Consider the following 20896-nt stretch of genomic DNA (forward strand, 5'->3'; position numbering starts at 1 on the left):
AATACAAATTTTATTTGAGCAGAGGTAAGGTTGCGGGGCGGGAAAAGCAAATAACCTTTTAAAAATACAAATTTTTGATTTGTTTTTTTTTTTTAAAGGGCGGGGGCGCAAACCCCCCCCGCTGCCCGATCAATAAGCGTGGTTGCTCTCGTCTTCGATCATATCCTTGTCCACCTTGCCCCACAGCACCCGGTAAACCCAGGACGTGTAGGCAACGATGATCGGCAGGAAGATGAGCGTTACGACCAGCATAATGAACAAGGTCATGTGGCTGGAAGACGAATCCCAAACCGTCAGGCTTGCCCGGGGATCGAGCGAAGACGGCAGAATGAACGGGAACATAGACACACCGACCGACGAGATGATGCCGAAGATCGTGAGCTTGCCCAGCAGAAGCGGAGCAACTTCACGTCCGCCACGCAGTGTCAGAAACACCGCAATCGCGCCCAGAATGCCAAGCGCCGGAGCAATCAGCAGGATCGGATAATTCGCATAGTTGGCAAACCATGCGCTGTGATCCAGCTCCACCGTCTTGCGCAGCGGATTGGAAGGTCCATCGGTAACGACGGCGCTTGTGATCCGGTAGCCCGACACCCAGAACCAGCTGGCAACACCGGCCAGAGCATAAAGAACGAGCGTGAGAAGTGCGGCGATGCTGCCATAACGCCGCGCTCGTTGCTGAATTTCTCCGGTAGTTTTGAGGACCAGCCACGAGGCGCCATGCATCGACAGCATGGTGACCGACAACACGCCGCACACAAGTGCAAACGGGTTGAGCAGACCGAAGAACGAACCCTCATAGAATATCTGGAGATCATCGTTGAGACGGAACGGTACGCCCTGCAACACATTGCCGACTGCGACGCCGAAGATCAGAGCCGGTACAAACCCGCCGATGAACAGGGCAATGTCCCAGCCGCGACGCCATGCCTTGCCCTCACGCTTCGAGCGGTATTTGAAACCAACCGGGCGCAGGATGAGGGCAAACAGGATAACGAACATCGCCAGATAGAAGCCCGAGAAGGACACCGCATAGAGCGGTGGCCAGGCGGCGAAGATTGCGCCGCCGCCGAGGATCAGCCAGACCTGATTGCCTTCCCAGACTGGGCCGATCGTGTTGATGATGACGCGACGCTCGACATCCGTTTTGCCGACGAGCGGCATCAGAATATCCACGCCCAAATCAAACCCGTCCATCGCGGCAAAGCCGATCAGCAGCACGCCGAGCAGTACCCACCAGATGATGCGAAGGGTTTCATAGTCCAACAATTCGCTGAGTATCATGGTCCTTACTCCGCTGGCGCAATGCTGGCAGGTGCAAGCATGGCTTCAGGTTTGCTGTCGGGTTCCGGCCCGGCTTTGATAGCGCGGATCATCAGGCCCATTTCGATGATGAACAGGACTGTGTAGATCGCGACAAAGCCGATGATGGTGAGCAGAACCGTCGACGCGCCGAGATTGGAGACGGCAACTGCTGTCGGCAGAATGCCTTCGATAATCCATGGCTGACGTCCGAATTCGGCGACGATCCAGCCCATTTCGGCAGCGATCCACGGCAGCGGAATTGCAAAGACCGCCACTTTCAAAAGGAAGCGATGCTGATCAAGCTTGCGCCGCGCCGACAGCACAAAGAACGTGCCAGTCAGCAAGATCAAGGCGAAACCGATGGCAACCATGATGCGGAATGCCCAGAACAGCGGCAGAACACCCGGAACCGTGTCGTTTGCGGCCTTGGTGATCTGTTCGTCGGTAGCCGTGCGCGGATCGTCCACATAACGCTTCAGAAGAAGCGCATAGCCCAGCCATTGGCTGTTGTCGGCGAAAACGTCCTTCACATCCTGTGGCACCGCACTGGTGTCGCCAGCGGCACGGATTTTCTGCAACGCATCATAGGCGACGATACCGTTGCGGATATGGTTCTCCGCATTCTGAACCAGTTCGTTGATGCCCTGGATCGGCGTAGTTAGCGAACGCGTGCCGATCAACCCCATGACCCACGGAATTTGCACTGCGAAATGGGTTTCGCGCGCCTGCTGGTCCGGGATGCCGAAAGCGGTAAACGGCGCGGGTGCCGGTTCCGTTTCCCACATAGCTTCGATGGCGGCGATCTTCATCTTCTGGTGTTCGTTGGCCAGATAACCGCTTTCATCGCCCAGAACGACGACGGAAAGCGAAGCGGCCAGACCGAACGATGCGGCAACCGTCATCGAACGCTTGGCGAGCTCAACCGAGCGTCCTTTCAGGAGATACCAGGCGGAAACCCCCAGAACGAACACCGATGCAGTCGCATAACCGGCTGAAACCGTATGTACGAATTTGGCCTGCGCCACCGGGTTCATCAGAACCGCGAAGAAATCGGTGATTTCCATGCGCATGGTTTCGGGATTGAAGGCCGATCCGACCGGGTTCTGCATCCAGCCATTGGCGATGAGAATCCACAAGGCGGAGAAATTCGATCCCGCCGCGACGGCATAGGTCGCGATCAGATGGCCCACCTTGGAAAGACGGTCCCAACCAAAGAAGAACAGACCCACAAAGGTCGCTTCGAGGAAGAAGGCCATCAGGCCTTCAATGGCCAGCGGGGCGCCGAAAATATCGCCCACATAATGGCTGTAATAGCTCCAGTTCATGCCGAACTGGAATTCCATCACAATGCCCGTCGCGACACCGATCGCGAAGTTGATGCCAAACAGAGTACCCCAGAATTTCGTCATCTGTCGCCAGATGAGTCGCCCCGTCATCACATAAACGGTTTCCATGATGGCCAGCAGCACGGAAAGACCCAACGTCAGAGGTACGAAGAGGAAGTGATAAAGTGCCGTGATTGCAAACTGCAATCGCGACAGGGAGACAATATCGAGTTCCATCTTTTTCAGCCGGTAATCCCCGGCCCTCCTAGAGCATTTGCGGCCGGAAAAATCCCCGGCATCGCAGAATGCGACCAAAACGAGTTCATTTTGCACGTCGCATTAATTGGCAGACGCGACGCGCTTTCGCGTAACGGGCGTGGTCATGACATTGCCCGTTTGAAACGAAGATCGGATAAAGACCGCCCGCCGTTTCCATTCTCATGTGTTGGCAAAGCCCCTGATAGATGGACCTTCGCCCGCCCGGCTTACCTCATGGTATTGAGTATCTCACCGAAACGCTGGTCACTCATGCGCACAGACTCAACTAGAGCGCCTTGATTCAAAACAATGATCCGGTCGCAAATCCGCGCTTCGCGCTGGATATGTGTGGCGACAAGCAAGGTTTGTCCGCCCGACTGCGCCCGCAACCGCGCCAGCACATCTTCGGCCGTCGCCCCGTCGAGCCCCTCGGTCGGTTCGTCGAGAAGCCATAAGGACGATTCGCTTAATAACAGGCGCGCCAGAGCAAGACGCCGCGCCTGCCCGCCGGATAATCCCAGACCGCCCTCGCCCAGCATCGTGTCGAGACCGCTCGGCAGGGTTTCGACGAATTCTCCGAGACCAGCGGTCTGCAAAGCCTGCATCAGCGCCGCATCATCGGCGTCCGGTTTGGCGAGCCGCAGATTATCGCGAAGGCTATCCTGAAAAAGCTCTGTGCGCTGGGTCAGCAAACAACTGGCCAGCACTCTAGCGCTGCCGTCCTTCACCGCGATTTCACCTGCGAGCACGTTGAACAGCGTCGATTTCCCTGCACCGCTGGTGCCAACGATGGCGACGCGCTCGCCCTCTTCGACGGTAAGATTGATGGATTTCAGGGCATCGACGGCTGCATCGTCATGGCGAACAGACAGGTTTTGAAGCTGTATTGCCAAACCATCCGGCGGCGTAGGTAGACCGGCAACCACCTTCTCATCACGCAATTGCGGGCCAACGCGCCGGGCAGCCAGAATGGTGCGGCCAAGTTCCATCGCGCCGCGCCGTAGCGCCGCGAAAGGCTCCATTGCGCCAAGAATAACCAGCATCGCCAAAGCTGCAACCGGAGCGCCGATTGTCCCCGCCTGCACCAGCCAGCCAGCGCCAATAAGGCCGCCAGCCAAAAGTGCGGCATGGGCCACCCCAAGCCCCGCGCCGGTTCTGATCTCGACGCGGTTCAGTGTGCGGTCAGACGCCGCCACATAACTGTCAGCCCGGATAAGCGCTTCATTTTGTCCCTGCATCCGCCCGGCCATCAGCAGTTCCGTCTGGCCCGCAACAAGATCGACCGTGCGGGCGCGCAATGCTTCCGTGCCCTTGGCGCGCCTGCGCATCGGCTTTTCCGAACGTCGTGCAGCCAATAACGGCAGGCTCAATCCGACGAGAAGAAGGAGAAGTGCAACAGCAAGTCCGAACAGCGGGTGCAACAGTGCAAGCGCTATGCCAGCCACAAGCGCGGTTGCGAGCGCGGCGCCAATCGGCACGACGACACGCAGATAAAGCGAATCCAGCGCATCGATATCCGCAGTCAAGCGGAACAGAAGCCGTGCCGGGCGCTTCAACAGCGCATTGGCCGCTGCCGGTTTTGCCCAGCTGCGAAACAGCGTTTCGCGCAGCGCCGCCAGAATGGCGAGTGTGGCGTCGTGGGTGACAAGGCGTTCGAGGTAACGCGCGCCTGTGCGCACGATCGCGAGAAACCTTATACCGGCAGCTGGTGCGAAAACGTCGAACACGATGGCGGTTGCAAGGCTGAGGCCCGCAATGGCGGTTGCCGTAATGAACCAACCGGAAAGACCGAGCAGCGCGATGCCAGCCAACACCGTGACCGTAGCCGCGGCAATGCCTGCATAAAGGGCGGAACCTTTGGTTCTGAAAAACAGGCGCAGGATCGGGCGGAGTGCTTGCAGACCGTTCATTCGGCTGCCCTCCTCTGCCACAACGGATCACTATCTTGATTGTCAGCCAAGCGTATGATGCGGTCCATTTTGCGCGCCAGTCCCTCATCATGGGTAGCGACAATCAGGGTCTTGCCCTTGGCCAATCGCAACAGGCTGTCCGCAATATGCTTGGCCGTCTCTTGGTCGAGATGGGCCGTCGGCTCGTCGGCAAGGATAATATCGGCCTTAGGATCGACCGCGATGCGCGCCAGTGCAAGCCGCAACGCCTCGCCGCCAGAAAGCCCGGCACCGTTCTCGCCGATAACACCATTGCCGGTGATGCCCACAACATGCGCCAGCGCCATATCTTCGATGATCGAGGCGGTGGGGCTGACAGTGGTTTCGCGTCCGAGCGTGATATTGTGGCGCGCGGAGCCCGCGAATATATGCGGCTTTTGGCCGATCCAGCTCATGCGTTGGCGCAGGGACATTGCATTTTCAGGAGCCATGGCGATTCCGCCAATTCTTATCGCGCCGGTCTCCGGCGCAGCCAGTCCGGCAATCAACGCCAGAATGGTAGACTTGCCGTAACCACTTGGCGCAAGCAGAGCGACGTGTTCGCCCGCTTCGATTGCCAGGTTGAAGCCTGTTAAAACCGCAGGCCCTGCCGGATATTGAAAACCGACATCGTGTAGTTGAACGGTCGGGTCTGTTTCCGTCAGTTCGTTCGCCGCGACACCGCTGCCGCCAACAACCGGCATAGCATGACGGCTCAGATTCTCCAATGCATCGATTGCAGCTTCACCTGACGCACGGTCGTGCCAGACGGCGGAAAGGTCGCGCAAAGGTTCGAAGAAAGCAGGAGAAAGCAACAGGATGAACAGGCCTTCGCCCAGCGTCAGCTTCTGTCCCCATGCGCCGAACTGCAAGGTGCCAAGTAGGTGAAACCCGATATAGACGGCGACCATGGCAACGCCAAGCGCTGCAAAAAGCTCCAGCACTGCGGACGACAGGAAAGCAATCCGGAGAACCTTCATTGTCTTTGTACGCAGGGTCTCGGCATTATCACGCAGCCGCGTGGCTGTCGCATCCACGGCATGAAAACTGCGGATGGTCGTCAGACCGCGCAGCCGGTCCAGCAGAAAACCATTCATGCCGCCAAGCGCCACCAGCTGCTTTTCGCTGGCAGCTTTTGCCCGCCAGCCAATGAGCGCCATGAAGATCGGAATCAGCGGTGCTGCAATCAGGAGAACAAGCGCCGCCGCCCACGAAAACCAGAAGACGGCCAGCAGGATCGCCAGCGGCACCAGCATGACCCGAATGCGCACCGGCACAAAACGCGACAGATAAGGCACGACCATTTCCGCCTGTTCGGCGAGAATACTTGCAGCTTCACCCGACGATGGCCGGGCGGTGTCGAGCGGCGACCGGCTGGAAAGCGCTGCAAAAGCGCGCTCGCGCAAGGCTGTCAGTTCAGCACGGGCAGCGTCAAACGCCTTGGCCGCACCAGCACCGTCAATCAGACTGCGCAGGCAACCCAGCACGAATATGCCAAGTGCCGCATAGTAAATCCGATTGTCGAAACCGGTATCGGCGAGCCGCCCGCTGGCATAGGCTATCAGCCCGGCCTGCGGCAGCCACAAAAGCGCTGCCAGTGCCTGAAGATTTGCCCCCCGCCGAAGCATGGCCGGAACCGTCCGGCGCTGAGAACGACGCTTGGAAGACCGTGGGCGGCCTTTGCCGCTTTGCGCCTTTCCGTCGTCTGGCGTCAGATTTTCCGCCAGTTGCTCCGTTTGGGGGACATCAGATGTCAATCTCGCTTTGGCTCCTTCTTGGCCGATGTTCGTCCGCGCCCCAAAGCCACAATCCTGTCGGTGGTTTCGAGGAAGCGGGTCACCTTCGCGCCCAGCGCCAGAAGGCTTGTAAGACGGTCGGTATCGAGCTTCTTCACGTCGTCGTACCAATTGGTCAGCCGCTCGATCAGGCTGTACATGTCTTTCATGCGCTCCTGAGCGTAGCGGTCGCTGTCATCCTGCGGCGCTTCCATCAGCACTTCGCGCAGAACCGACAGTGTCGGATCGATCTCGCGCTTCTTGCGCTCTTCGGCAAGCGTACGCAGAATCTGCCAGACGTCATCCGGCGTCGTGAAGAAATCGCGACGGTCGCCGGGAATGTGCTTCAGCAGCACAAGATTCCAGCCTTGCAGTTCGCGTATGCCCATGGAGACATTCGAGCGTGACACGCCGAGTGCGTCGACGATCTCGTCGGCGCACATCGGCTGGGGCGACAGGTAGAGCAGCGCGTAAATCTGCCCCACCGTGCGATTGATGCCCCAACGGCTGCCCATCTCTCCAAAGTGGAGCACGAACGACTGAACGATTGGCGACAATTCCAAAATTCTCTCTCCCGTACTTTCTGAATTTTCAGAAATTACTGAAATCCAGATAATCTAAATGATGAAAACCTTCAATCCGTCTGACCATCGATGCGCCGCATCCGGACAATTGGCCGCAGCCAGTAAGCACTCCTCCAAATGCCACCAGCCGCTCCTTCCGAACCCAACAGGCCGCAGGCAATATGCTTCAGATTCGGGAAAGAGCGAATATCGTGACCGAACAAGAGGATATGAGTCTTTAAGCGAACCCGAAAAAGCTCAATCCGTCCGTCCGAAAAACGATGGCGGCCCTTCTGGAAAGAAGCCGCTGAATTTCCCCGTTCTGCACTGCGGAAAAGCCGAAAACGCCCTTTCCGCACCCTCAAGCATGATGTCTGCCGGCCTCAATCGGGGTCGGAAGATGAAGGCAGCTCCTTGCTGTCCTGCGTCGTGTCGCGATGGATCACGGCGCGGCTGAGCAGCATGAGCGTCACCGGCGTTGTGATGACCACAAAGACGGTAATCAACACTTCATGCAGAATCGGCTTCGATTGCAAGATGGAGAAAAATATGATTGAAGCAATCAAGATTCCCCCAGCCCCAAAAGACGAGCCGATGGTCGGCGCGTGGATGCGTTCATAAAAGGTCTTGAAACGCACAAGGCCAATGCATCCGACAAGCGTCAGGAAAGCACCGGCGACGAGAAAAAACGAAATGAGGATGGCGGCCCAGAGCGGGATTTCGGCTGCATGGATCATTCGATCACCTCCCCGCGCATCAGGAATTTGGCGAGCGCGACAGTGGCGACGAAGCCGAGCAACGCGATAATCAGTGCTGCTTCGAAATAAAGAACACTGCCGGTGCGAATGCCGAAAGTAATCAGCAGCAGCAGTGCATTGAGATAAAGCGCATCGGTGGCAAGCACGCGGTCCTGCGCGCGGGGTCCGATAAGCAGACGGTAGACCGCGCAGCCAATAGCGCCGATCAACATCAATTGTGCAGCGAGCAGAGCCCAGAAGATGATAACGGCGCTCATGCGGATTTCTCCTTCTCGACGATGTCTGCTGCGCCGAAAATCGCGATCAGCGGCTTTTCGTATTTTTGCTTGATCAGATCACGCCAAACCTGCGCTTCCTCAAGGTCGAGCACGTGAATGGTCAGTTCGCGGCGCGCGCTATGATGATCCACCCACGCTGTGCCGGGGGTGGCTGTTACCACGCAGGCGAGAACCGCCAGCGCTGTACGGTTTTCCAGCTCCAGTGGGATAACCACGAAGCCGGGACGCCGCTTGCGGTTGGACAGGATAATGCGCGTGACGGTAATATTCGATTGCAGAATATCGAGGCTGAACGTGACGAAAAGCCGGAACATCGTCGGGATAGAGCGCAGATGGTTTTTCTGCGGCTGAAGCGCCGTCATGATCTGGCAGGCGAACAGCGCGATAATCGCGCCAAGGATAAGCTGCGCGCGGGTGAAACCGTTCAGCAGCAGCCAGAACAGGACAAGCGCCGCGAACATCAGCGGATATGGCAGGATCTTTTTCATTCTACCCCCGCCGCTTGCGCGTCCGTTGCCTTGGACGGCTCATATTCGACCTTGGGTGCTTTCAGGACACTGTTGATATAATCGGACGGATTGTGTAGCGAACGCGCCGTTTCATCCATGTAGCGCATGGCTGGACCGGCTGCGATTGTCAGCGCAAGGCAGAGCCCCAGAAGTCCTGCAATCGGCACGACTTCTCGCACCAGAACACGTGGCACATTGCCTTCGAGCGAGGCCCAGAAGGTGCGGATGCCGGTACGCGTCATGGCGATGAGCGCCGAAAGGCCGGACAGGAGAATCAGCGCAATCAGCGCCCAGCTTGCCGGACTGACCGGCATGGCGAGTTGCGGCGCCGCCCCGTCACCGTTGAAGACTGCAGCAAGGATGAGGAACTTGGCGATGAAACCCGAGAATGGCGGCAGGCCGATCAGCAAAATGGCGCAGATCGCGAAGAACGTGCCAAGGATGGCAAGGGTCGCGGGCAAGACCGCGCCGACCTCTTCTTCCTCTTCTTCTTCCTCGTCATCGCCATAGGCTTCCATCGTCACCGCAAGAACGTTGGCTGCGGCGTCCTGTCCGCGTTCGACCAGTTCGATCAGCAGGAAGAATGCGGCAATCGTCAGCGTGGAACTGACCATGTAAAACAGCGCCGCCCCGGCCATGGCGGTGTTGCCACTGCCGATGGCAGCCAGAAGAGTGCCCGACGAAACAAGAATGCTGTAGCTTGCGAGCCTGCCCATGGCCTGCGACGCGACCACGCCGATCAGGCCGAAGGCCAGCGTGACCATGCCGCCGAAATAGAGCCAGTCATTGCCGAAACCGTAAGACGAGCCGGCATCCAGCCCGAACATCAGCGGCGACAGGCGCAGCAGCACATAAATGCCGACCTTGCTCATGATCGCGAAGATCGCGGCAACCGGCGCTGCGGCTGCCGTATAGGTCGGCGCCAACCAGAAATTAAGCGGCCACATGCCAGCCTTGATCAGGAAAGCGACGCCCAGCACCGCCGCACCGGCTTCCAGCAGCATACGGTCCTCGGGCGCAACCTGCGTGATCCGCTGCGCAAGGTCCGCCATATTGAGCGTTCCGGTAACACCGTAGATGAGGCTCACGCCAATCAGGAACAGCGACGACGCCACCAGATTGACCGCGATATAATGCAACCCCGCCTTGACGCGGGCCGGGCCTGAGCCATGCAGCGCCAGACCGTAGGAAGCGGCCAGCATAACTTCGAAGAAAACGAACAGGTTGAACAGATCGCCGGTGAGGAACGCGCCGTTCAGCCCCATCAGCAAAAGCTGGAAAATCGTATGGAAATGTGGGCTTGCCTTGTGCCAATGCGCCAGCGCGAAGCTGAGCGCGGCCATTCCGAGCAGACTTGCCAGCAACAGCATCAACGCCGCCAGCCTGTCGAGCACCAGCACGATGCCGAACGGTGCGGGCCAATTGCCGATCAGATAGACGATGGCTTCCGGTGCTTTTTCGCTGGCCATGCCGACCAGCATGCAGGCAATGCCGATCAGGCCGAGCGTCGAGAGCGAGTTGATCGCCATCTTCAGCTTGCGGCTGCGCTCGTCGATCAACAGCAGCACAGCCGCCGTTACCAGCGGCAGAAGGATCGGAGCAACGATGAGGTGTGATTTCCAATCCATCATCAGTTCTCCTTGCCGTCGACATGGTCGGTGCGTGTCAGGCCGCGCGAGGCGAGCAACACGACAAGGAAGAGCGCCGTCATGGCGAAGCCGATAACGATTGCCGTCAGCACAAGCGCCTGCGGCACCGGATCGGTATATTGGGCCGCCTGTACGTCCACTCCGGAGTCCAGCACCGGCGCAGCGTTGGAACGCAGCCGCCCCATCGAGAAGATGAACAAATTGACCGCATAGGAGATCAGCGACAGGCCAATCGCCACCTGAAACGTGCGCGGACGCAGCACCAGCCAGACGCCGGAAGCCATCAGCACCCCGATTGCGAGAGCAAGAACCAGCTCCATCAGTTCTCCTCCTTCGCAGTCGCTGCGGCGAGTTTCTCGACGCGATGTTTACGGATCGATTGGTGCGCCAGCGCGATCAAGACAATAACCGTCGCGCCCACAACAAGCGCGAAAACGCCGAAATCGAACAGCAACGCGCTTGCCACCGGCAATTTTCCAACCTGGGGTATGTCCACATACTGGAAGAACGAGGTCAGGAACGGATAGCCGAACAGCCATGCACCCGAACCGGTTGCCGCAGCGCTGAGCAGACCCACACCGATCCAGCGCAAAGGCAGAATGCGCAGCCGGTCTTCAACCCAGCGCGTTCCAGCAGCCAGATATTGCAGGATGAAGGCAATCGCCAGCGCAACACCGGCCGCAAAACCGCCGCCCGGCAGATCATGCCCACGCAGGAACAGATGCACGGCCAAAACGATGATGACCGGAAACAGCCATTGCATGATGACCGACGGCACGGCCAGATAATCGTTCAGCGTCTCGCCCGCTTTGCGGTCGGGCATGGCCTCGTCATAGGCGTCCTGAATCTTCTGCTGCGCGGTCGAGCCGGTAGAATCCGGCGCGGGACGGAAACGACGCAGCAACGCAAAGACCGTCAGGCCGACAATGCCGAGGACGGCGATCTCACCGAATGTATCGAAAGCGCGGAAATCGACCAGAATGACATTGACGACATTCTTGCCGCCGCCACCCGAATAGGCGTTTTGCAGGAAATAATCGCCGATGCTGTTAGGCGACGGGCGCGTCATCATCGCATAGGCAATGATCGAAACGCCGACCCCACTAGCAACAGCCAGCACAAGATCGCGATAGCGACGGATACGTGGGCCGATCTTCACCGGAACCGGATCGGGATCTTCCCAACGCTTCGGCAGCCAGCGCAGACCGAGCAAAAGCAGAACCGTCGTGACGATTTCCACCAGAAGCTGCGTGACGGCAAGATCGGGCGCGGAAAGCCAGACAAAGGTGATGCAGGTCATGAGCCCCGCCCCGCCAAGCAGGATCAAGGCGGCGAGACGATGGAATTTAGCCTGATAGGCAGCGCCCACGGCGCAGGCACAGCCAAGAAGCCAGAGGCCGGCGAAAATCGGATCAACCGGCTGCGGCCCCAATAGACCCGAGCGCAGACCATCCTCAATCAGCGGCCATGCAGCAACCACAACGGCCACCGCCACGATGATGCGCAATTGCGGCTGCAAGCGGCGCGTGCTGAGGAAATTTTCAGCCTTACGCGCCCAGTTCCATGACAACGTCACCAGTACGCGCTCGAAAATGCGCTGACCTTGCAGGTGCCGGAACAGCGGCGGTCCATCCTCGCTGGTTGTCAGATAGTTTTTCAAGCACCAGTGCAGAAGTACGCCACCGATCATCGCGGCGATACTCATCATCAGGGGCAGATTGAAACCATGCCAGACTGCGAGACTATATTCCGGCGTCGCATCGCCAAGCACCGAGCGCACCGCCGAATGCAAGAATGGACCAATGGACAGGCCAGGAACGATGCCGATCAGAAGGCAGAGCAGAACGAGAAGTTCTATAGGGCGGCGCATCCAGTGCGGCGGTTCATGCGGCTCTCGCGGCAGATCATGCGGCGGCGGGCCGAAGAAGGTCGAGTAAATGAAGCGGATCGAATAGGCCACTGTGAAGATGCTGGCGAGCGTCGCCACGTAAGGGGTGATCGTGTCGAGCCAGGACGCAAGATGCGTTTCAACCGCCTCGGCAAAGAACATTTCCTTGGAAATGAAACCGTTCAGCAGCGGAACGCCAGCCATAGCAGCGCTCGCCACCATGGCGAGTGTCGCCGTATAGGGCATTAATCGGAACAATCCGCTCAGGCGACGCATATCGCGCGTTCCGGTTTCATGGTCGATGATGCCTGCCGCCATGAAGAGCGACGCCTTGAAAATGGCATGGTTGACCATGTGGAAGATCGCGGCCACCGCAGCAAGCGGACTACCGAGGCTCAACAGCGCCGTAATCAGACCCAGATTGCTGATCGTAGAATAGGCGAGCAGCCCTTTGAGGTCCTGCTGGAACACAGCAAAGAAGCTAGCAAGCAAAAGCGTGATCAGGCCCGCAGAACCCAATATCCAGAACCATTCCTCGGTTCCGGCGAGCACCGGCCACAGGCGGGCCAGCAGGAACACGCCTGCCTTCACCATGGTCGCCGAATGGAGATAGGCCGAAACGGGCGTTGGCGCAGCCATGGCGTTCGGCAGCCAGAAATGGAACGGAAACTGCGCGCTTTTGGTGAAAGCCGCAAGCAAGATCAAGATGAGCGCGACGGTATATAGCGGATGGGTGCGAACCTCGTTGCCCGCTGCCAGCACGACATCGAGATCATAACTGCCGACGATATGACCGAGCAGCAGCATGCCCGCCAGCAGACAGAAGCCGCCAATGCCGGTGACCGTCAGCGCCATACGCGCGCCATCGCGCGCACTGGCATTATGATACCAGTAGCCGATGAGCAGGAACGAGAAGATACTCGTCAGTTCCCAAAAAACCGCAAGCACGATGATATTGCCGGACAGAACGACGCCCAGCATGGATCCCATGAAGGAGAGCAGGAACGAGAAGAAACGCGGTACCGGATCGTCAGGTGACATGTAATAGCGCGCATAAATCACGACCAGAAGGCCGATGCCGGTGATCAGCATGGCAAACAGCCAAGCGAAACCGTCCATGCGCAATGTCACATTGAGACCGTAGGCGGGCAGCCAATCGACTGTGCCGCGCAAAACTTTCCCGTCCGAGACGATGGGATAAAGACTGGCTGTGACAATGAAGGCGACGAGAGCGATGGCTGCCGTGAACCAGGCGGAACCGCTTCGGTCCGCGCCCCTGAAAAGACCCGTGATGACGCTGCCAATAAAAGGAAGAAGGACAAGCAGGAAAAGCATTCTGCCGTCCATCGTCATGCGCCCAAGGCCTCCAATCCGCTCTTACTGTCTATAATCACACACATCTGGTCCGAAAGCTGTTCACACTTTTGGAGATGCGCTCCACTTTGTCGTAATTTCCGGGCGCAAAACCGTCAGGCACTTTTGCAGGAAACGCTTTACAACTGATCCGGCGCATGCGCGGCTCAGGCGAGCAGCAACTGAAATGCCCCGATCAGATGTTGTGAGGAATCATATATTCCGATGTCGTTATTATGACCGGCCAGCCAATATATTGGCAATAGCTTTCGATAGTTTATATGGGACAAATCAGAGGCTTATCGCAATTTTCTGACTTTTTGGCCGCCAATTCCACGCGAATCTCTTTCTTTCGCCGCATATCAGCCCCTGCAACCTTGCCTTTAAGGGCAACTTGCCACGAAAATCTTGTCGGTGAACGATCAGCAGCACGGCATCGCTGGTCGAAAGATTCGTTTCAGGCTTCCCCTTCAAACAAGGTCTCGACCAGCCTGGCCGCCTGAACGCGAATATCCGGAACGGCTGTCGATTCCCAGAAGACGCCCTTCGTCACCGGACCGATAGCAAAGAACGAGCCCGACGGTTCACCGCGCGCATTGATCAGCTGGAAATCCTTGGTGACATCCAGACCGAGATCAAGCGCATCGGGCTTTGCCAGCCCATGCTCCATAAGGCCAAGCAAGGCGAGATTGCGTGTCGTTGAAAACCTTGGGTTTCCGCCACGGCAATCGATGATCGTCGCGATTTTCAGCCGCTGGAACGAACCCGTATGACGCTCGCGATAGCGGATCGTCATATCCGTTTCGTTTTCCTGCACGGAAAGAAGCCGACCTGCTGCAATTTCAAGCTGCCCCGAGGCGCGCGCTGCGTCGATCCGATCAGCGACAGCGGGCGCCATACGATGACGGTGCGTGTCCCACCAGGGCCGCAGATGACGCAGAAAACTTTCACGTTGCGCCAGCGGCAACCGCGTCCAGATATGCTGCGTGTGCGGTCGCAGCGCATCCATGACAGCGCGCCAGTTCGAACCCGCAGTGTCGGCCTCCTGCATCAAAGCGCGAACGCGACGCAACAGACCGACAATACCGGACGCGACGAATAACGAATCGGTATCAACGTCAAACGGCTCCACCGCCGCATGGCGCGCAGGCACCAGTCCGCGCCGGGAGATCGCATGAATGGTTCCCTGATGCCCACGATCAAGCAGCGATAGCACGCTATCGACCATCGACAGTCCAGTCCCGAAAATCGCCACCGGCGCATCAGCCGGAATGTCGAAATAGCCGCTACTGGACCAGTATTCGGCAACATTCGCGCCAGAAACGGCAATCGCCATTTCGTTGCCCGTCGCGACAATCACCGCATCTGCGGAAACAATCTCGCCTTTTTCAGTGACCACGGCAGGCTTGCCGCCGTCGAGTACGACATCGACAATCTCGCGCTGATCGACAACCAGTCTGGGTGCGTCGCCTGCACGGTATTGTTCGACAAGATCGTTCAGGTAATCGCGATAAAGCCTGCGAGGTGCGAATGACTGCGGTTGCCATTCATTGGCGATTTTAGCGCCTGCCGTCGTTTGCCGCGTGTGAAGCCAGTTCAGGAAATGATCGGGATTGCCGGGAAAAGCGCTCATATTGCTGGCGCGAACATTGAGAAGGTGGCCGGGATTTTCCGTCGAATAGGCGATTCCCCTGCCGATCTGGCCGGATCGCTCAAAAATGCGAACCATCGCATCACGCGAGCGCTCCAGCACTTGCGCCGCAAGAATGACGCCGCTCGCGCCGCCACCGATAATGACAAAAGACTTCAAACTATCGTGACCTATCCCATTTCGCGACGGTTTCACCCTCTGAACAGGTTCCGTCGTCCTTCCCATAATCCCACCAATTTAATAAGATTCCAACATCGTGCCCAAGATGTAAACCCCGGTTTGGCTGGGAATTTCCCCACAACGCACAGGCTCCGCCCCGTTATCGCTGATCAATATGGAAACAATGGCGGCTTCACTATCCCAATTTGTTGACAGTGTGTCTCTGAAAAGCGGGCTGGCGTTGAACGGTTTGACCCCAATATCTTGGGGCACGTCATGAATGTAACTTCTGGACATTCTGCATCGATAGATGTGTCGGGAAGTTCGCAATCTACTGCAACATCAGGATTAGAACGAATGAACAACAGCCATCTCGCATCCATCAAGAAGCGTCGCACCCAGTATGCTCTTGGCAAGAACCTCCCGCTCGCAAAGGAGCAGGTTGCGGAACTGATCCGCGAAGCCGTCAAGCACACGCCTTCATCGTTCAACTCGCAGAGCTCGCGTGCAGTCATCCTGTTTGGCGCTGAAAGCGACAAGCTGTGGAACATTGCCAAGGAAGAACTGCGCAAGATCGTTCCTGCCGATGCCTTTGCGCAGACGGAAGGCAAGCTCAACAGCTTCGCAGCCGGTGCTGGCACGGTTCTCTTCTTCGAAGACCAGAACGTCGTGAAGGGCCTGCAGGAGCAGTTCGCACTTTATGCCGACAACTTCCCGGTCTGGTCGGAACAGTCGGGCGGCATGGCGCAGCATTCGGTCTGGACTGCCCTCTCCGACGCCGGTATTGGCGCCAGCCTTCAGCACTACAACCCGCTGATCGACGCGGAAGTCGCCAAGACCTGGGATATTCCGTCGTCGTGGAAGCTGCGCGCCCAGATGCCGTTTGGTTCCAATGAACAGCCTTTCGGCGAAAAGACCTTCATGGATGACGGCGAGCGCTTCAAGGTATTCGGCTGATCCCGAATTTAAAAATACGAGACAGGGCCGGAGATTTTCTCTGGCCTTTTCTTTTTGCGGGCACAATATTGCCTTATCAACGCACTCTATATTGTGAACCTTCCCAAAATAGGAATCTAATGGCGACGCGCCAAAGCGAGTCGTGAACCGCCGCTTGCTCAAAAAATGAGGCGCATTTTCTATGCATGGTCCGGCCCAAACATTCGTCGTGACCGAAGGGGAAGTTGCATGACCACCGGAATCCTGTCCTTCAATCATCGTCGCCCGCGCGATACAGCCTCCAGAACGAGCCTCCAGTCTGGCTTTGTGCGACGCCTGTTGCGCAGCACAATTCCCGCCGCACTGGCTTTTGGCCTGCTGCTTTCAGCGGCACCAAAGGCTGTGCAGGCGGCCACGCCAGCCGATACGCTGGTCATCGCCATGGGAATTGATGACGTCATCTCGCTCGATCCTGCGGAAATCTTCGAAATCACCACCTCGGAAGTGCTCACCAGCACTTATGAGCGTCTGGTGACGACCGATACTAAAGACCCGACCAAGATCATCCCGCAGATCGCCGAAAGCTGGACGTTCTCGGAGGATGGGCGCTCGATCACCTTCAAGATTCGCAAAGGCCTGAAATTCGCCTCCGGCAATCCGTTGACGGCACAGGACGCTGCCTATTCGCTGCAACGCGCGATCAAAATGGACATGAGCCCGGCGTTCATCTTGAGCCAGTTTGGCCTGACGCGCGATAATGCCGATCAGAATATCGTGGCGACCGATGACGAAACGCTGGTTTTCACCACCGGAAAGGCGTTTGCGCCAAGCTTCGTTCTGAACTGCCTCACCTCCAGCGTTGCATCCATCGTGGACAGCAAACTGGTCAAGGAACACGAGCAGAAGACTGAAAAGACTGACGCTCACCCTTATGAAACCGACTTTGGCTATGAATGGCTGAAGGGCAATTATGCCGGTTCTGGTCCGTTCGCATTGAAACAATGGCGCGCCAATGAAGTGCTGCTTCTCGAACGCAATGAGAATTATGCCGATGCCAAGCCTGCGATGAAGCGCGTCATCTATCGTCATGTGAAGGAAGGCAGCTCGCAGCGTCTGCTTTTGCAGGCGGGCGATATCGACATTGCGCGCAATCTGGAACCGGGTGACCTTGAAACGCTGAGCAAGGACGACAAGTATCACGTTCTCGCCGCCCCCAAGGGACGCGTCTATTATCTGGTTGCAAACCAGAATGTCCCTGAACTTGCAAAGCCGGAAGTGCGCCAGGCAATCAAATATCTCATTGATTACAACACCATTGAATCCCAGCTGATCAAGGGTATCGGTCGCACCCATCAGTCCTTCCTGCCGCTTGGCATGTTTGGCGCGGTGGATGACAAGCCTTTCACTTACGACGTGGACAAGGCCAAGGAACTGCTTACTAAAGCCGGTTTGAAAGACGGCTTCAAGGTGACGCTCGATGTCCGCAATACGCAGCCAGGCGTCGGCATTGCCGAAAACATCCAGCAGACCATGCGCAATGCCGGTATCGACGTGGAAATCCTGCAAGGCGACGGCAAGCTGACGACGACCAAGGTGCGTGCGCGCAAGCATCAGCTGGCTCTCGGCATCTGGGGGCCGGATTATTGGGATCCGCACACCAATGCGGTGACCTTCACCAACAATCCTAACAATGGCGAGGATGTATCCATGCGCACCAATGCCTGGCAGGCGCATTGGGATATTCCAGACCTGACTGCTGAAACCATGGCTGCCGCCGAAGAGCGCGATACTGCCAAGCGTGAAGCGATGTATCATGATCTTCAGAAGAAGTTTCAGGAAACGAGCCCGTTCGCGATCCTTTACCAGCAGATCGAAACGGCTGTGACCGGTGCCAACGTGCACGGTTTCAACATGGTCGCCGACGCGAACTACATTCAGACCGTGACGAAAGACTAACGAAAAAAGACCGGGCATCCTCTGATGCCCGGTCTTTTTTAGACAACTGAATTTTCCTATTTAGTCTTCAAAACAGAATGGCGGCAACTGTACGAGCGCCGATTTCAGCGCTTCGGACCAGCTTTCGGATACCGTCTGGTAATAAGGGTCCGTTGCCTCGAAGCGCCGTTGCACGCCGGTCTTGAGGCTATCAGTTTCGTAAATCTGCATATCCAGCGGAAGGCCGACAGAGAGATTGGCTTTCAGCGTGGAATCGAACGAGACGAGCAGCAGCTTCACTGCATCCTCGAAGCTCATATCCGGCTGATAAGCGCGCACCAGAATGGGCTTGCCATATTTGTTCTCGCCGATCTGGAAAAACGGAGTATCGACCGAGCTTTCGATGAAATTGCCTTCGGGATAAATATAGAACAGTCGCGGTTGGCCGCCTTTGATCTGCCCGCCCAGAATGAACGAAGCGCCGAACGCATCCGCTGCCTTCTGGCCGCCGGTAGCAGAACTCTGAATCACTTCCTTGACCGTATCACCAACCAGCCGTGCAACCTGAAACATGGACGGCGCGTCGAACACCGACGGGTGACGGTCAGCGGGCGCCTTCATCCGTTCTTCCAGCAAACTGGCGACTGATTGCGTCGTGGCAAGATTGCCAGCCGAGAGCAGGACGATGACGCGGTCACCGGGCTTCGACCAGCTCCGCATCTTAGAAAATTTCGAAATATTGTCGAGCCCCGCATTCGTCCGGGTGTCGGACATGAACACAAGGCCACGATCGATTTTCATTCCAACGCAATAGGTCATCGGCAGTATCCGGCAGGCGATATCATCGTTCTCGTCCGATCACTGCCCTACATTGATGTGAACCGCAAGGCTTTCGACCGTTCCACCAAGCCGAACGCCTGAAATTGGAGCCGCATCGCGATAATCGAGCCCGGTCGCCAGACGCACATAGCGATCATTCGGGCAAATATTATTCGCCGCATCGAAACCAACCCAACCCAATCCGTCGATATGCGCTTCCGCCCAGGCGTGACTTGCAGTCTGGTCTTCCACGCCCTCCATCATGAGATAGCCGGAGACATACCGCGCCGGAATGCCGAGCAGCCGCGCGACAGACAGGAAGATGTGGCTATGGTCCTGACAGACGCCCTTGCCCGCGCCGAGCGCCGTTTCCGCATCGGTGAAAACGCTGGTTGTGCCGGGCATATAGGCGACAGAACCATGGACGCGGTTCATCAACTCGTGAAGCAGGGCAAGCCGCTCCTGCCCGGTTGAAACTTCGCCCGCGAGCGCGCGAATGCCCTCGCCCGGCAGAGTCAGTTCGGTTTCGCGTTCGAACAGCCATAAGGGCGCATAGCCATAGACCGGACCGAGTACGCCGACACCGTCTTCCACATCGACAGTGCCGCTGGCGGTGATGATAATCTCGCTGGTATTGCGCTGGTGCTGCACCAGGTCGGTCTTGTTTCCGAAACCGTCGATATAGGAGACTTCCGGTTCGCCGCCTTCGATTGTCAGCTCCCAGTGCTTCACCATCTGTCCCGGCACGGTCGGCGGGCGCAAACGCAAACGCTGCACCGCATAGGGCACCGGATGTTCATAAACATAATGCGAAACGTGCCGGATATTGAGCTGCAAGCGAGGACCTCAATTGAAATTATAGGTTTCAGCGATCTCGTTGCCGAGCCGGTTGTTGCATTTGATGAAGTCCGTCAGGAATTCATGCAGACCAACATCGAAGATTGCACTTATGTCCTGATTTTGCAGTGTCGAAAAGATTTTCTCCCCTGTTTCATGACAGGTAGCATGGCTGTCATAGTCCTTGGACAGAAAATCCAGATGCTCGTTGATGCTGCGATAGCAATAATTAAGCGAGCGTGGCATGCGTCCGTTCAGGATCAGATAATCCGCGACATGCGCCGGACGATAATCCCCGTCATAGACCCAGCGATAGGAGCGATGCGCCGAGACCGAGCGCAGGATCGACTCCCACTGATAATTATCGAGCGTTGTCCCGACATAGGAAATGGCCGGCAGCAGCACATAATATTTCACGTCCAGGATGCGCGCGGTGTTGTCGGCGCGTTCAATGAATGTGCCCAGGCCCGCAAAATCGAAAATCTCGTTGCGCAGCATGGTCCCGTGAAAGGCTCCGCGGATCAGTGCCGTTTCGCGCTTGATCTGGTCGAGAAGCGGCGGCAGGTCGCTTTCCTTGAGCGGCTTGCTCAGCGACTTCTTCAAAAGCATCCACGCTTCATTGACGCTTTCCCACGCCTCGCGCGTCAAAGCGGTGCGCACCATGCGCGCATTGGAACGCGCCGTCTCAAAACAAGACATCACGCTTGACGGATTGCTGGTATCACGCAGCAGGAAATCGGCTACATTCGCCGCATTATACGCATCGTATCTTGCGGAAAAGGCCTGACTGGCGCCCGCCGACACCACCACGGAAGACCATTCTTCCGGCGCGTCGGACGTCTTGGTCAGAGCCATACGCAATCCGGCATCCACCAGGCGAGCCATATTTTCCGCCCGCTCAATGTAGCGGAACATCCAGAAAAGCCCGTTTGCCGTGCGGCCTAAAAGCATGAATTCATTCCCCTTATCG

Annotated in this window: 17 protein-coding genes; 2 read left to right on the forward strand and 15 right to left on the reverse strand. The window is 57.4% G+C overall.

All coding sequences use genetic code 11. The annotated features are described in order from the left end of the window. Nucleotides 1–129: 129 nt before the first annotated feature. The 12 genes from cydB to ABWW11_RS18990 form a co-directional block, all read right to left on the reverse strand. Complete coding sequence (cydB, locus tag ABWW11_RS18935; protein ID WP_109367413.1) at nt 130–1284, reverse strand: cytochrome d ubiquinol oxidase subunit II; 1155 nt, start codon at nt 1282–1284, stop codon at nt 130–132. A gap of 5 nt (nt 1285–1289) precedes the next feature. Next, on the reverse strand, nt 1290–2867 hold the full coding sequence (locus ABWW11_RS18940; RefSeq protein ID WP_109367414.1) for a cytochrome ubiquinol oxidase subunit I: 1578 nt from the start codon (nt 2865–2867) through the stop codon (nt 1290–1292). 248 nt (nt 2868–3115) lie between these two features. After that, nucleotides 3116–4798: a thiol reductant ABC exporter subunit CydC gene (gene cydC, locus ABWW11_RS18945; protein WP_319080407.1), complete on the reverse strand. Its 1683-nt coding sequence runs from the start codon at nt 4796–4798 to the stop codon at nt 3116–3118. Next, complete coding sequence (gene cydD, locus ABWW11_RS18950) at nt 4795–6573, reverse strand: thiol reductant ABC exporter subunit CydD (protein ID WP_121538832.1); 1779 nt, start codon at nt 6571–6573, stop codon at nt 4795–4797. The genes cydC and cydD overlap by 4 nt, the downstream gene beginning before the upstream one ends. Beyond that, nucleotides 6570–7154, reverse strand: coding sequence for a GbsR/MarR family transcriptional regulator (locus ABWW11_RS18955; protein WP_171317289.1), 585 nt, complete (start codon nt 7152–7154; stop codon nt 6570–6572). The genes cydD and ABWW11_RS18955 overlap by 4 nt, the downstream gene beginning before the upstream one ends. A 383-nt stretch (nt 7155–7537) precedes the next feature. Then, nucleotides 7538–7891 carry a monovalent cation/H(+) antiporter subunit G gene (gene mnhG / locus ABWW11_RS18960; protein ID WP_078337010.1) on the reverse strand — a complete coding sequence of 118 codons (354 nt, stop codon included), beginning with the start codon at nt 7889–7891 and terminating at the stop codon, nt 7538–7540. After that, the gene (locus ABWW11_RS18965; protein WP_109367418.1) at nt 7888–8169 is read right to left on the reverse strand and encodes a K+/H+ antiporter subunit F; all 282 of its coding nucleotides are present in this window, start codon (nt 8167–8169) and stop codon (nt 7888–7890) included. The genes mnhG and ABWW11_RS18965 overlap by 4 nt, the downstream gene beginning before the upstream one ends. Then, a complete protein-coding gene (locus ABWW11_RS18970) occupies nt 8166–8678 on the reverse strand; it encodes a Na+/H+ antiporter subunit E (RefSeq protein WP_109367419.1) in 513 nt (170 codons plus the stop codon). The genes ABWW11_RS18965 and ABWW11_RS18970 overlap by 4 nt, the downstream gene beginning before the upstream one ends. Continuing rightward, nucleotides 8675–10327, reverse strand: a complete 1653-nt coding sequence (locus ABWW11_RS18975) for a monovalent cation/H+ antiporter subunit D (RefSeq protein ID WP_109367420.1) — start codon at nt 10325–10327, stop codon at nt 8675–8677. Before ABWW11_RS18975 ends, ABWW11_RS18970 begins: the two co-directional genes overlap by 4 nt. Nucleotides 10328–10329: 2 nt before the next feature. Next, nucleotides 10330–10668, reverse strand: a complete 339-nt coding sequence (locus ABWW11_RS18980) for a Na+/H+ antiporter subunit C (RefSeq protein ID WP_121538830.1) — start codon at nt 10666–10668, stop codon at nt 10330–10332. After that, nucleotides 10668–13589 (reverse strand): monovalent cation/H+ antiporter subunit A, encoded by a 2922-nt coding sequence (locus tag ABWW11_RS18985; RefSeq protein WP_319080406.1) that lies wholly within the window; start codon nt 13587–13589, stop codon nt 10668–10670. The genes ABWW11_RS18980 and ABWW11_RS18985 overlap by 1 nt, the downstream gene beginning before the upstream one ends. Nucleotides 13590–14046: 457 nt before the next feature. Next, entirely contained in the window at nt 14047–15399 is a 1353-nt protein-coding gene (locus tag ABWW11_RS18990) for an FAD/NAD(P)-binding protein (RefSeq protein WP_319080405.1), read from the reverse strand. A gap of 357 nt (nt 15400–15756) precedes the next feature. Between ABWW11_RS18990 and ABWW11_RS18995 the strand changes: the two genes are divergently transcribed. Both ABWW11_RS18995 and ABWW11_RS19000 read left to right on the forward strand, forming a co-directional pair. Next, nucleotides 15757–16356, forward strand: a complete 600-nt coding sequence (locus tag ABWW11_RS18995) for a nitroreductase family protein (protein WP_109367424.1) — start codon at nt 15757–15759, stop codon at nt 16354–16356. A 228-nt stretch (nt 16357–16584) separates the two neighbouring features. After that, on the forward strand, nt 16585–18291 hold the full coding sequence (locus ABWW11_RS19000; protein ID WP_235858990.1) for an ABC transporter substrate-binding protein: 1707 nt from the start codon (nt 16585–16587) through the stop codon (nt 18289–18291). A gap of 60 nt (nt 18292–18351) precedes the next feature. Here ABWW11_RS19000 and ABWW11_RS19005 read toward each other — a convergent pair whose 3' ends face one another. Genes ABWW11_RS19005 through ABWW11_RS19015 form a run of 3 tightly spaced genes read right to left on the reverse strand, consistent with a single transcriptional unit; the run spans nt 18352 to nt 20877 of the window. Then, a complete protein-coding gene (locus ABWW11_RS19005; RefSeq protein WP_121538824.1) occupies nt 18352–19089 on the reverse strand; it encodes a proteasome-type protease in 738 nt (245 codons plus the stop codon). 39 nt (nt 19090–19128) lie between these two features. Then, the gene (locus ABWW11_RS19010) at nt 19129–19926 is read right to left on the reverse strand and encodes a transglutaminase family protein (protein WP_121538823.1); all 798 of its coding nucleotides are present in this window, start codon (nt 19924–19926) and stop codon (nt 19129–19131) included. Between the two features lie 9 nt (nt 19927–19935). Next, nucleotides 19936–20877 (reverse strand): alpha-E domain-containing protein, encoded by a 942-nt coding sequence (locus ABWW11_RS19015; RefSeq protein WP_109367427.1) that lies wholly within the window; start codon nt 20875–20877, stop codon nt 19936–19938. Nucleotides 20878–20896: the final 19 nt, after the last annotated feature.

The sequence above is a fragment of the Brucella sp. NBRC 113783 genome (genome assembly GCF_040372265.1).
GTDB classification, from domain to species: Bacteria; Pseudomonadota; Alphaproteobacteria; order Rhizobiales; family Rhizobiaceae; genus Brucella; species Brucella teleogrylli.

What these genes read in the sequence shown, in the direction of transcription:
- ABWW11_RS18980 (WP_121538830.1), bottom strand. Translation starts at nt 10,668, where the DNA reads ATGGAGCTGGTTCTTGCTCTCGCAATCGGGGTGCTGATGGCTTCCGGC.
- cydC (WP_319080407.1), bottom strand. Translation starts at nt 4,798, where the DNA reads ATGAACGGTCTGCAAGCACTCCGCCCGATCCTGCGCCTGTTTTTCAGA.
- ABWW11_RS18975 (WP_109367420.1), bottom strand. Translation starts at nt 10,327, where the DNA reads ATGGATTGGAAATCACACCTCATCGTTGCTCCGATCCTTCTGCCGCTG.
- ABWW11_RS19015 (WP_109367427.1), bottom strand. Translation starts at nt 20,877, where the DNA reads ATGCTTTTAGGCCGCACGGCAAACGGGCTTTTCTGGATGTTCCGCTAC.
- mnhG (WP_078337010.1), bottom strand. Translation starts at nt 7,891, where the DNA reads ATGATCCATGCAGCCGAAATCCCGCTCTGGGCCGCCATCCTCATTTCG.
- ABWW11_RS18940 (WP_109367414.1), bottom strand. Translation starts at nt 2,867, where the DNA reads ATGGAACTCGATATTGTCTCCCTGTCGCGATTGCAGTTTGCAATCACG.
- cydB (WP_109367413.1), bottom strand. Translation starts at nt 1,284, where the DNA reads ATGATACTCAGCGAATTGTTGGACTATGAAACCCTTCGCATCATCTGG.
- ABWW11_RS19000 (WP_235858990.1), top strand. Translation starts at nt 16,585, where the DNA reads ATGACCACCGGAATCCTGTCCTTCAATCATCGTCGCCCGCGCGATACA.
- ABWW11_RS18965 (WP_109367418.1), bottom strand. Translation starts at nt 8,169, where the DNA reads ATGAGCGCCGTTATCATCTTCTGGGCTCTGCTCGCTGCACAATTGATG.
- ABWW11_RS18985 (WP_319080406.1), bottom strand. Translation starts at nt 13,589, where the DNA reads ATGACGATGGACGGCAGAATGCTTTTCCTGCTTGTCCTTCTTCCTTTT.
- ABWW11_RS18970 (WP_109367419.1), bottom strand. Translation starts at nt 8,678, where the DNA reads ATGAAAAAGATCCTGCCATATCCGCTGATGTTCGCGGCGCTTGTCCTG.
- ABWW11_RS18995 (WP_109367424.1), top strand. Translation starts at nt 15,757, where the DNA reads ATGAACAACAGCCATCTCGCATCCATCAAGAAGCGTCGCACCCAGTAT.
- ABWW11_RS19005 (WP_121538824.1), bottom strand. Translation starts at nt 19,089, where the DNA reads ATGACCTATTGCGTTGGAATGAAAATCGATCGTGGCCTTGTGTTCATG.